This window comes from Arcicella sp. (genome assembly GCF_964672035.1).
In genome coordinates, this window is record NZ_CBABQS010000049.1 from 23,977 (window position 1) to 35,931 (window position 11,955).

General features: G+C 36.4%; 10 protein-coding genes. 3 read left to right on the forward strand and 7 right to left on the reverse strand.

Features of this window, described 5'->3' with window-relative positions:
• Positions 1 to 410: 410 nt before the first annotated feature.
• Complete coding sequence (locus AC1W31_RS13530; protein ID WP_481734994.1) at positions 411 to 3,380, forward strand: FAD-binding and (Fe-S)-binding domain-containing protein; 2,970 nt, start codon at positions 411 to 413, stop codon at positions 3,378 to 3,380.
• A gap of 64 nt (positions 3,381 to 3,444) precedes the next feature.
• On the opposite strand, the gene AC1W31_RS13535 is transcribed toward AC1W31_RS13530, so the two are convergent.
• From AC1W31_RS13535 to murB, 7 genes are all read right to left on the reverse strand, one after another.
• Entirely contained in the window at positions 3,445 to 4,632 is a 1,188-nt protein-coding gene (locus AC1W31_RS13535) for an AI-2E family transporter (protein WP_481734995.1), read from the reverse strand.
• Positions 4,633 to 4,728: 96 nt separating this feature from the next.
• Positions 4,729 to 5,844, reverse strand: coding sequence for a M15 family metallopeptidase (locus AC1W31_RS13540; protein WP_481734996.1), 1,116 nt, complete (start codon positions 5,842 to 5,844; stop codon positions 4,729 to 4,731).
• Between the two features lie 115 nt (positions 5,845 to 5,959).
• On the reverse strand, positions 5,960 to 6,826 hold the full coding sequence (locus tag AC1W31_RS13545; RefSeq protein ID WP_481734997.1) for a DMT family transporter: 867 nt from the start codon (positions 6,824 to 6,826) through the stop codon (positions 5,960 to 5,962).
• Positions 6,823 to 7,536 (reverse strand): glucosamine-6-phosphate deaminase, encoded by a 714-nt coding sequence (locus AC1W31_RS13550; RefSeq protein WP_481734998.1) that lies wholly within the window; start codon positions 7,534 to 7,536, stop codon positions 6,823 to 6,825. The genes AC1W31_RS13545 and AC1W31_RS13550 overlap by 4 nt, the downstream gene beginning before the upstream one ends.
• A gap of 151 nt (positions 7,537 to 7,687) precedes the next feature.
• Entirely contained in the window at positions 7,688 to 8,266 is a 579-nt protein-coding gene (gene def / locus AC1W31_RS13555; RefSeq protein ID WP_481734999.1) for a peptide deformylase, read from the reverse strand.
• A gap of 144 nt (positions 8,267 to 8,410) precedes the next feature.
• Positions 8,411 to 9,220: a 3-deoxy-8-phosphooctulonate synthase gene (kdsA, locus tag AC1W31_RS13560; protein WP_481735000.1), complete on the reverse strand. Its 810-nt coding sequence runs from the start codon at positions 9,218 to 9,220 to the stop codon at positions 8,411 to 8,413.
• Positions 9,221 to 9,322: 102 nt separating this feature from the next.
• Complete coding sequence (gene murB, locus AC1W31_RS13565) at positions 9,323 to 10,363, reverse strand: UDP-N-acetylmuramate dehydrogenase (protein WP_481735003.1); 1,041 nt, start codon at positions 10,361 to 10,363, stop codon at positions 9,323 to 9,325.
• 223 nt (positions 10,364 to 10,586) lie between these two features.
• On the opposite strand from murB, the gene AC1W31_RS13570 reads away from it, so the two are divergent.
• Both AC1W31_RS13570 and AC1W31_RS13575 read left to right on the forward strand, forming a co-directional pair.
• Positions 10,587 to 11,186, forward strand: a complete 600-nt coding sequence (locus AC1W31_RS13570; RefSeq protein WP_481735001.1) for an SPOR domain-containing protein — start codon at positions 10,587 to 10,589, stop codon at positions 11,184 to 11,186.
• A gap of 80 nt (positions 11,187 to 11,266) precedes the next feature.
• Positions 11,267 to 11,955: serine hydrolase domain-containing protein (locus AC1W31_RS13575; RefSeq protein WP_481735002.1), on the forward strand; the 689-nt coding region annotated here is incomplete at its 3' end.

The window sequence follows — 11,955 nt, forward strand, 5'->3', positions numbered from 1 at the left end:
AAAGAAGTGAAAATGAGTTAGGTAAAATGGCACTTTTGCGAGACTTAATATGATATTGTTATAAAAATGTTATGCAAAATAGGTGAGAATATTTTTATAATTCAACTTTTTTAATGAAAAGTTTTATTCTTAAAAAAAAAGTTAAATTAGATAATTGTACTTAAATAGCGATGCAAATTTTAGCACAGATTAGGACAGTTTTTGCAAAAGTTTGCAATGCTTCTTGTTTTAAGGGTTTTTGTTAAAATTTGTTAAATTTATACTAAACAAATACTTAATACAATTTGTACTTTTCCAATATCAATAGCCCTAAAAAATATTTAGAGCAACATCCAATTGAATTTATTGGTAATTTTGCTAAATTGAAAAATAACTTAGAAAAACAATATTATTCTTCGTAGAATCCAAAAATGACCAATCCAGCCATACTCGCAAAATTTGCCATTGAATTAGATGGTGAACTCCACTTTGATACCGTAATGCGTACTTTATATGCAACAGATGCCTCCGCTTACCGTGAAATGCCAACGGCGGTGGCAATTCCAAAAACAATTGATGATATTAAGAAATTAATTCATTTTGCCCGTGAAAATGGGTCATCCATTATCCCAAGAACGGCGGGGACTTCACTGGCTGGGCAGGTTGTGGGCAATGGAATAGTGGTGGATGTTTCTAAAAATTTCACGAAGATCCTTGAAGTTAATAAAGAAGAACATTGGGTAAGAGTACAACCTGGTGTAGTCCGTGATGTGCTAAACATGGAACTGAAAAAACACGGTTTATTCTTTGGTCCTGAAACTTCAACTGCTAACCGTGCCATGATTGGTGGAATGGTGGGCAATAATTCTTGCGGTTCTAATTCCGTTGTTTATGGTTCTACTCGTGAGCATCTTTTGGAAGTGAAAGCATTATTATCGGACGGTAGTGAAGTAACCATTGGCTCAACTCCAACTCATGAAGAAGAGTCTGCTTTTTTGTCTTCCATCTACACGGGCATGAATGCCATTCTTTCCGATTCTTTCAATCAAACTGAAATCAGAAAGGAATTTCCTAAGCCAACGATTGAAAGAAGAAATACCGGTTATGCCCTCGATATGTTATTAAATTGTGAACCTTTCACGGAAGGCGGAAAACCTTTTAATCTCTGCGAATTAATTGCAGGCTCGGAAGGCACACTTTGCTTTTTAACGGAAATAAAATTGCACGTTAATGACCTTCCACCTACAGAAATTGGTTTGGTTTGTGGGCATTTTAATACCGTTGATGAAGCCTTACGAGCCAATTTAATTGGTTTGAAATACAAGCCATCGGCTTCTGAATTGATGGATCATTATATTTTGGAATGTACCAAAGCCAATAAAGAACATAGTCAAAACCGTTTCTTTGTTCAGGGCGACCCTGGGGCCATTTTAGTGGTTGAATTACGGGGTGATACGCACGAAGAAATAGCAAGAAAGGCTACTGAAATGGAAGCTGAAATGAGAGCCGCTGGTTTGGGTTATCATTTTCCTGTGGTTTATGGAGCGGATACAAAAAGGGTTTGGGATTTACGTAAAGCTGGTTTGGGATTACTTTCTAACTTGCCGGGCGATGAAAAAGCCGTTGCCGTAATTGAAGATACTGCCGTGGATGTCAATGACTTACCCGATTTTATTCGTGATTTTAATGAAATTCTAACCGCCAATAATCTCTATTGTGTGCATTATGCGCACGCTGGGTCGGGAGAGATTCATTTACGCCCGATTATTAATTTAAAAACGGTTGAAGGAAATAAACAATTTCGTTTGATTGCGGAGGAAATTGCAACTTTGGTTAAAAAATATAAAGGTTCGCTTTCGGGTGAACACGGAGATGGTCGTTTGCGTGGAGAATTTATCAAGCAAATGGTGGGCAAGCATAATTACCAATTAATGAAGGATGTGAAGCGTATTTGGGATCCAAACAACATTTTTAATCCGAATAAAGTGGTAGATACGCCTCCGATGGATACATTTTTACGCTATACCCCTGGACAACAAACACCCGAAATTAAAACGACTTTCCGCTTTACTGACCAAAATATTTTGCAACACACTGAACAATGTAACGGTTCGGGTGATTGTCGGAAAACGCACCTTTCGGGCGGAACGATGTGTCCTTCATACATGGCAACTCGAAATGAAAAGGAAACGACTCGGGCAAGAGCAAATATTTTGAGAGAGTTTTTAACTAATTCCGATAAAGCCAATCGTTTTGACCATGAGGAAATCAAGGAAGTTTTTGATTTGTGTTTGGCTTGTAAAGGTTGTAAATCCGATTGTCCTTCAAACGTGGATGTAGCAAAATTGAAGATGGAATTTTTGCACCAATATTATAAAGAAAATGGTGTACCGATTCGGAGTCGTTTGGTGGGGAATTTTGCCAATATATCAAAAATAGTTTCGCACATTCCCTGGGCTTATAATTTTGTTTACGAAACGCCTTTTCTACGGAGAATCGCCAATACGGTTGTTGGCTTCCATCCCGATAGAACGATGCCTTTGTTATCGAAAAGTACGTTCATGAAGAGCTATAAGCATTTAGCTATGAGCAATGAGCAACAAGCAATGAGTATATACAAAAAATCAGTAGATGACCAAATTCAAAGCTCAAAGCTCAAAGCTCAAAGCTATAAAAAAGTATTTTTATTTGTGGATGAATTTACCAATTATAATGATGTTGAAATCGGTATCACTGCGGTTAAATTATTGAATCGTTTGGGGTATGAAGTTATCGTTCCGAATCACGTAGAATCTGGTCGTCCGCAATTATCAAAAGGGCTTTTGGATGATGCCAAACGACTTGCAAATCAGAATGTTAGCTTATTGAAAGACGTTGTTTCGGAAGAAATTCCGTTAATTGGCATTGAACCTTCAGCAATCTTGACTTTTAGGGATGAATATCCCGATTTGGTGGATGAAAATTTGATGGAAGATGCCAAAACTCTTTCAAAAAATGTGTTTATGATTGAAGAGTTTTTATCGAATGAAATTGAAGCAAAACGCATTTCAAAAAGTGCTTTTACGACTGAAAAACGTTTGGTAAAATTACACGGTCATTGTCAGCAAAAATCATTGTCGAGTATGGTTCCTGCGAAGCGAGTCCTCTCATTACCAGAGAATTACGAAGTACAATTAATTCCTTCGGGATGTTGTGGAATGGCGGGTTCTTTTGGGTACGAAAAAGAGCATTTTGAGTTATCAAATCAGATTGGGGAATTAGTGCTTTTTCCAACGATTCGTCAGCAAGGTGAGGACGTAATTATTGCCGCTTCGGGCACAAGTTGTCGTCATCAAATTCATGATGGAACGGGACGGACGGCAAAACATGCGGTTGAGATTTTGTTCGAGGCTTTGGTGTAGAACTTGATTTTAAGTACATTTATCCATAAAAAAGGGTTGCAAACTTGAATTTGCAACCCTTTTATTAATCAATTTTCTCGGGCTTCCCTCTTCTACCTTTTCCACTCACAATTGATCTTACATCTTCAGTGGTTTCAACGATACTATCTACCAAAGTTGGCACAAAGCCTTTTGTCATCCGTTTTTTTTCAAATTGAATTTTATCGTGGTCGGGTTCACCCAAAATGTATCCATAAGGTTTTAAATCGGGAACGGAGTCAAATATTACCTTCAAAATAGCAATCGTTGGTAATGAAAGCGCCATTCCAGCAATTCCCCAAAGCGCCGAACCCAGCAATAAAGCAATGATGGCAATTAAACCATTGATACTAATTTTTGAGCCTACGATTTGTGGCGTTATAAAATTTCCTTCCAAAAACTGTACAAAAACAAACACGCCCGCAACCCCAACGGCATACATGGGAGAATCCTTGGTTATGAGAGCTATGATGATTGGTAAAATTGACCCAATCAAAATCCCGATGAAAGGAATTACCAAAAGGGCTGCTGCTAAAAAACCAAAAAAAACGGCATAATCAATGTCCAAAACCATTAATCCAATGGTATTTAAACTTCCAACGATGAGCGTAACTGTTACTAAACCCGTCAAATAACTGTGAATTACTTCGTAAATTCTGGTCAAAACAGCGTCAATTTTCTTGCGATTAACATTACTGAAAACTTTATAAAAAAACATCTTGAAAAAGTCTCGGTAATATAAAAAGAAGAACATATAAATAGGAATTAGTAATAAATTTCCTAAAACGTTTCCTGTGGTTGAAAGGGCGGTCGTAAAAAGCGAACCACCCGTACTCAACATGCCCGTTGCATACTGACGAAGTTGAGCAATTTGAGTCTTTCTACCAACATGAAATGTATGTGATGCCCAACGCTGAATTTGATCAGACCATAAAATAAATCTTTTCTCCAACTGTGGAAGCATTTCGCCAAAATTAGCAATTTGGGTAGAAGCTAACCAAATGACTCCCAACGCAATAATTGAAAATAGAAGCAAAGTAATAATAACAGCCAATATCCTACCAAACCCTTTGTTTTCCAGCCAGTTACATATCGGGAAAATAGCCATTGATAGAATAATTGAGATGAATACGGGAACGAGGATATCTTGCAAAACCATCAACCAATAAATTAATATGGTTATTGATATAAGGGCAAAAGCTAATTTTCCGATAAAAGGTAATTTATAATTCATAATGTATGGGTGAATATGTTTGATGAAAAGCCATCAAAAATCGAGTCGATTTTCCATTTATCAGTACAAAAAGTCATACCATCAAGCATTTTATTTTCATTTCCATCTTCCCAAAGGATAGGAAATTATGCCATTTTTCGTGTGTAAAATAACGGTTTGAGAAGCCAAATCTCCCACTAATAATATATCAGTATCTTGTTGATAACCAAGTTTATTAAGTTGATTATCAATTTTTCCAAGCAAATCATAAGGAATGGGAGCCGTTAAATTTAGGCAAGGGCAAGGCTTTTCTTTTTTAAATTTGTTCAGTTCAACCAACAATTCTTTTGTATCGTTTGCCTTTTCTTCTTTACCCCAATTAATCATTTTGGTCATCCAAGTATTATATTGTGGGCGATAAGGTTCAAATTCAAAAATCAAGTCGGGATATTTTCTCAGCATTTCCGCCCCATTTTTGAATAATTGTATATGTCCGGGATCTATAAAACCGATAAAATTACCTCCCCACGTCATACCATAATGTGCAGTCAGATTATCAAGCGGGTTATAAAGAGATAAATTGTTAGAAATTCTATTGTTTCTTATTACGGCAAAATCAGCGGCAAAACCAAAATTGTGCATCGAAATTGGTGAAGCAGTTTTATTAGTTCCAAGATATTTTTGTTGAATCGCCATCGAACGCAAATCGGAAATAATCTTGACTGAACCGTTCAACTCTTTCATTACTTGATGAATAGAGTCACGTTTTGAAAGGAAACTCATACGCTCTTCTGACAGTAATTTCTCCCAACGATTATACAAATATCGAGGTTGCGATGCCAACGCCCAAAGATATTCTTGCTCTTGCCATGACAAAGAAATCGCCTCATTTGGCAATTGAATATTGGGAAAAATCAGGGCTTCAGGACGTTCTTGGTCTTGTGCAGTAACTCCTCCCATTTTTATATTTCCTTGTGGGTCAGCAATAACTACAAAAACTTTTTGGGGAGAAAGATTTTGTCTGAGTAAGGTATCTTTTAAATAAAAACTCTGAGCTACTTGCATTACATTTAATTCCTTGACTTTCAAGGTAGTATCGCACGAATAATCCTGCCATTGAGGTTCTGAACCTAATAATTTGCCCGTTTTTTCAAGAAAATTACAAGCTAAAAGCGTAAGACAAGTAAAGGTTATTTTGACAAAATGTTTCAAGAGTAAATTCGTTAAAAGCATTGACAATTAGGGGTTATGAAGTCTAAAAATAGGGAATAATTTTGGATTTACTTACAAACCTCCCGAAAGTTTAACCTCAAACGGAGTTTTTTCGGGAAGCTGACACTGGTGATTATTATTTTTTAAACTTCTCCCGCTGTGCCAAATATAACCCCACAATAACGAGTAATGTACCCACATAAGTATAAGAAGTAATGGGTTCTTTCAGTAAAAAGGACGCATAAATAAACCCGAAAATAGGACATAAAAATAGCCAGAGAGAGGCTTTAATGGGGTCTTTTTTGAGTAAATAAAGCCATAATTGAACAGCACCGATGGATACAGGAATCACCAACCAAAAAACTGAACCCCAGAATCGTAAATCGTAGGTATTATTTGACCAATCCGTAAGAATCAAGGTGATAGGTACCAATAAAACACCTCCCAAAAGCACCTGCCAACCGTTGATTACCAATAAAGGAAGTTCCCATTTTTGAGAAGAATAATACACCGTTCCGACTGAATACGAAATCATACTTATGGATAAAATAATGAGTCCTTCGACATCGGCAAAACTGTTTTTTAGCAAAGGATACGTGGCAATTCCTACCCCAGTGATTCCAAAAATTAAGCCTGAAATCTCCGTTTTTTTCACCGAACGTCCCATCCAAAAAGCCGATAAAATGCTTATTATCAACGGATTAGTTGCCGTTGATAAACTACCAATACCCGCCGAAACGTGTTTCATCGCAATGACAAAACAACCCAAATAAATGGTAACATTCAAAAATCCGTATACCGCTAATTGCTTCCATTCATCCCCTTTTGGCAAACGGTTTTTTTGAAATAAATAAGAATATCCCAACATTAAAGCGCCTGCAATAAAGAATCTAAAATTGCCTATTACTAAAGGTTGAGCGGATAAAATTCCGATTTTAGTAGCAGCGGATGCCGATGCCCAAAGCATAGCGAAAAGTATTCCAATTAGTAAATTTTTTATCATAATTCTTGGGCGGCTTCAAGGTCTAACATAACAATACTATTTTCTATTTTCTGGAAAATACTGGCTGGAAATTGTTCCGTAATTGCTTCGGTTAAAGCCCTTTTTATTACGGATGTTTTTTTAGAAGAATTAGCGATTAAAATTGGCAATTTGGCTTCCTGCAAATGTGCCAAACCAAGGGTTATTCCTTGGGTTAAAATTGTTTCTTTGGTAAAATATTTCTGACCAACTGATTTTGTAACTTCCTCTAATTCAGAAACATGCGCATAAATATCAAAAGGGGTATTAGGCTCATTAAGGGCGATGTGTCCGTTCATTCCTACGCCTACGAGCATTACATCCAAGCCGCCACGAGAAGCAATAAATTCATTGATTTTTTGACATTCTGATGCCAAATCTTGGGCTTTTGCATCGAAATATTTAATGCGTTCTGAGGGAAATTTTAAAGGAATTAATAAGTTCTGATAAATGCCATATTTGCAAGAACCTTCATCATTTTCATCCATTCCCACCCATTCATCAAGTCCAACGAAAGTGCATTTTTCAAACAATTTTTTATCGGATTTAGCAAGAAATTTACATACGCCCAAAGGTGTATCGCCCGAGGCAATGCAGATTAAAGCGTCTGGTTTTTGCTTTAAAACTTCGATGATAAGATTAGCTGTTGCTTCAGAAAGCGCTTCGTAATTGGAGAAAGTATTTATCGTCATAATGGTATTTTGGGATTTGACATAAAAAAACCACGAGCCTAAACCCGTGGTACAATATTAGGAATCAAAACAGAAAATTAGCCATTTTAGCCTAAGTAAATTTCTGTTTAAAATTCTTCTTTAAATCTATGCCTCCTATGAAACTATGTAGTTACAACTTTGGAAATTTCATTTTATAATCTACGTCAACCCTTCCTTTCGTAATTTTTGCGAGTTTATTTTTCAACATTCGCTTCTTCACAGGATTCAGATGGTCGGTGAAAAGAATACCGTCGATGTGGTCGTATTCATGTTGAATGATTCTTGCAGCGAGTCCTTCGTATTCTTCGGTATGCTCGTTCCAATCGGTATCAAAATACTTAATTGTCACATATTCAGGGCGATAAATATCTTCACGAACGTCAGGAATTGATAAGCAACCTTCTTCAAAAGCCCAATCGTCACCATCTTCTTCCAAGATTTCAGCATTGATAAATACCTTTTTAAAATCAATTAACGAAGGGTCTTTATCACGTTCTTCCATATCTTCACCTTCGTTGAAAGGGCGACCATCCACCACAAACATCCGTACATTAAGTCCGATTTGTGGAGCTGCCAACCCTACGCCTTTGGCATTATACATAGTCTCGAACATATCTTCCGAGAGTTTTTTTACATCGTAAGACTTGTCAATATCAACGGTAACTTTTCTTAAAACGGGGTCTCCGTATGCAACTATTGGGTAAATCATTGTTTAGTTATCTGTTATTAATGATTAGTTATCAGTTGAATTCTACACAAAATCATCTTCAAATAACCAATCTTTCATGCAAAATTAATAAAAAAAATTAAAATCTGGGCTAAAAACCAGTAACTAATAACCAATGACTAATCACTAAACTATCGCTTCACGAACTCTCACCAATTTCTCCAAAAGCCTTTCCAATTGGTCGAGCGGTAACATATTTGCACCGTCCGACTTGGCAATTGATGGGTTTGGATGCGTTTCGATAAATAAACCTTCTGCCCCCACAGCAATGGCTGCTTTAGCAATCGTCTCAATCATTTTTGGGTTTCCACCCGTTACGCCCGAGCTTTGATTTGGGCGTTGTAGCGAATGCGTACAATCCATCACAACGGGTACGCCATGGGATTGCATTTCGGGAATATTTCGGTAATCAACGACCAAATCTCCATAACCGAAAGAATTTCCTCTATCAGTCAGAAAAACAGTAGCTTTTGGGTTTTCGAAAAGAACTTTTTCAACGGCAAATTTCATCGAAACGCCCGACATAAATTGTCCTTTTTTGATATTAACAACCTTTCCTGTTTGAGCCGCTGCTGCCAATAAATCCGTCTGACGGCATAAAAAAGCAGGAATTTGCAAAATATCCACGTATTTTGCTGCCATTGCCGCCTCATGAGATTCGTGAATATCCGTAACCGTTGGGAGGTCGAAATAATCGCCAACTTCCTTCAAAATTTCTAAGGCAGTGATATCTCCAATACCCGTAAAAGAGTCTAATTTAGTACGATTAGCCTTCCGATATGAGCCTTTGAAAATATACGGAATCCCGAATTGGTCGGTAATTCCTTTAATTTTTTCAGCAATTTCGAAAGCCAAATCACGGTTTTCAATCGCACAACTTCCTGCCATGAGGAAGAAATTATTTTTGTCTAAGTTTTTTAGTTTTGGTATATTCATATTTTAGGGATTGGGTAGTAGGAATTAGGGATTAGAGGTTTGTAAATGAAAACTTTATTCCATCAATACTAACACATATAAACTAAAACCTAACACCTCTTTCTATATAAAATTTACCTCCGTACTCAAAGAAATTCCAAATTTCTCCAACACAGAAGCCTGTATTTTTGCTGATAGTGCTTTAATTTGTTCGCCAGTTCCTCCACTATAGTTGACTAAAACCAAGGCTTGGCGAGCGTGAACGCCTATTTGTCCATCTCTAAATCCTTTCCAACCTGCCTGTTCAATGAGCCAACCTGCAGGAACTTTTACCGTTGTTTCGTTGATTGGATAACTTGGAATATTCTCAAACTTTGTTTTCAATTCCTCATATTGCACCTTCGGAATTTCTGAATTTTTGAAGAAACTTCCTGAATTTCCAATTTCGGCTGGGTCGGGCAATTTGCTTTTTCGGATACTAATAACGGCATCACTCACGGCTTTGATACTAAGCTCCTCAACCTTCATTTCCTCCAACGTTTTCCGAATATCGCCGTAAGCAACTTTATAATTGGGTACTTTATTCAATTTAAACGTAACCGAAGTAATAATATATTTTCCTTTGAGTTGATGTTTGAAAATACTTTCACGATAACCAAAATGACAATCATCTAATTTGAAAGTTTCGATTTGCAAGGTTTCGAGATTAAGAGCTTGCAATTCTTCAAAAATATCTTTTATTTCAACGCCATAAGCACCAATATTTTGCATGGGTGCCGCTCCAACTGTCCCTGGAATGAGGGAAAGGTTTTCCATGCCAGCGTATTGATTTTCAACACAATACATCACTAATTCGTGCCAAACTTCGCCCGCACCCGCTTGTATGTGTATATGAGCATCGTCTTCAAAAACTTTATTAATGCCTTTTAGATTAATTTTTACGACTAATCCCTCATAATTTTTCGTGAGGAGAATATTACTTCCTCCACCCAAAAACAATTTATCTACTGATTGAAAATCAGGATTTTGAAGAATATATTTAAGTTCTTCAACGGATTGAATTTCTACGAAAAAACGAGCGGTAGCTTCTAATCCAAAGGTATTGTAAGGTTTTAGGGAAACGTTTTGTTGTATGGTCATTCTTTTTAGTTTTGAGTTAGTGATTTGTGATTTAGTGATTATTTTTGTCCAAAAATCACTAAATCACAAATCACTAACTCAAAAATTAGCAAAGGCAAAGTTACAATTAGCAAAGGGTATTTCAAGTATTTAACAAAAATTGTATCTTTGACAGATGGTTATTGGTTAATTATTATAAGAAATTCAAAAAATCACAGACAAGAAACCAATTACTATTCACTGATAACCAGTAACTAAATATAATATTATGCAAAAATATAATCCTTCGATATTAATAATTTTATGGCTTTTTGCCAGTGCTTGTGCCTCAACAACGGGGATTAATAGTGGTAATGGTTCGAGGTCAACTACTTCTTCGGGTGGTACTGCAACCACACAATCGCCTTCAAAAAAGAACGAAAAGGCTTATGAAGAAGATTTATCACTTTATCGCCCAAAGTTTAAATCTGCGAACGAATCCGAAACATCCTCTGAATCACAGCCAGTTCAAGCTTCAAAAACCACTTATTCGGATTCTCCGCTTCATGTCAATAAAAAACTTGATGCCATTTTGGATACGATTGCGATGCGAAATAAAAGCGTAAAATTTACCAATGGATTTCGCATTCAGATTTACGTTGGGAACGACCGTAAATCTGCCGATGATGCCAAGATTTATACGTACCAAAAATATCCAGAAATATATCCGTATTTGAGCTATCAACAACCAATTTATAAGGTAAAAATTGGTGATTTTTTGAATAGAATGGACGCTGAAAGGTATTATTCAGATATTAAAGATTTATACCCTTCCGCCATGATTTTGCCTGATAGAGTGGAAATTAAAAAGGGAATTTTGGTAAAATAAATGTACCAAAAATTTCAAGAGTCGTAATAACTATTTATCAATTCACGATTCTGGGGAATCGTGGTACATTTTCAAAATCAATGCTTCGCAAAACCAGTATTTCACTATTATTTCTAATTCTTCTTCTCACCCAAAAAGGGTTTTCACAAGCAAAATTTGCCCCAAGAATTGATTCCTTGGTGGAAGCGAATACCAAACGTTTTTTTAATGGAATTATCTTAGTTTCGCAAAATAACAAAGTAGTTTACTCAAGCGTAAAAGGCTTTGCTAATTTGGAAACAAAAATACCATTAGTCATTGATAATCAGTTTATTATCGGTTCGATTAGTAAGCAAATGACAGCGGTTGTGGTACTTCGAGAAGTTGATAAAGGACGTATTAACCTAAACGTTCCAGTGAAAAAATATTTACCAAATATGCCACAAACTTGGTTAGATTCTATAACGGTTCACCAATTATTAAATCATACTTCGGGCGTGACGGATTGGAATAAACCCTTGAAATTTAAGCCTGCGAGCGATTTTTCTTATTCCAATATTGGCTATGAATTATTGGCTAAAATTGCGGAGAATGTTACGAAGAAATCTTACGCAACCCTTACGAATGAAATTTTTAAAATTTGTGGAATGAAACATTCCATAAGTCCAAAATTGAATCAGCATAAATCGTTGGTAAATAGTTATGTGGAGGATTCAACGGGTAAAGTGAAACTTGTAGAAGGACTTTTAATTGACCTCGGAATACCATCAGGAGGCATGATTTCGACGGC

Bases quoted from the DNA above. Each gene is read 5' to 3' on its own strand.
- AC1W31_RS13540 (WP_481734996.1), bottom strand. From the start codon at position 5,844: ATGCTTTTAACGAATTTACTCTTGAAACATTTTGTCAAAATAACCTTT.
- kdsA (WP_481735000.1), bottom strand. From the start codon at position 9,220: ATGAATATACCAAAACTAAAAAACTTAGACAAAAATAATTTCTTCCTC.
- AC1W31_RS13530 (WP_481734994.1), top strand. From the start codon at position 411: ATGACCAATCCAGCCATACTCGCAAAATTTGCCATTGAATTAGATGGT.
- AC1W31_RS13570 (WP_481735001.1), top strand. From the start codon at position 10,587: ATGCAAAAATATAATCCTTCGATATTAATAATTTTATGGCTTTTTGCC.
- AC1W31_RS13545 (WP_481734997.1), bottom strand. From the start codon at position 6,826: ATGATAAAAAATTTACTAATTGGAATACTTTTCGCTATGCTTTGGGCA.
- AC1W31_RS13550 (WP_481734998.1), bottom strand. From the start codon at position 7,536: ATGACGATAAATACTTTCTCCAATTACGAAGCGCTTTCTGAAGCAACA.
- AC1W31_RS13535 (WP_481734995.1), bottom strand. From the start codon at position 4,632: ATGAATTATAAATTACCTTTTATCGGAAAATTAGCTTTTGCCCTTATA.
- def (WP_481734999.1), bottom strand. From the start codon at position 8,266: ATGATTTACCCAATAGTTGCATACGGAGACCCCGTTTTAAGAAAAGTT.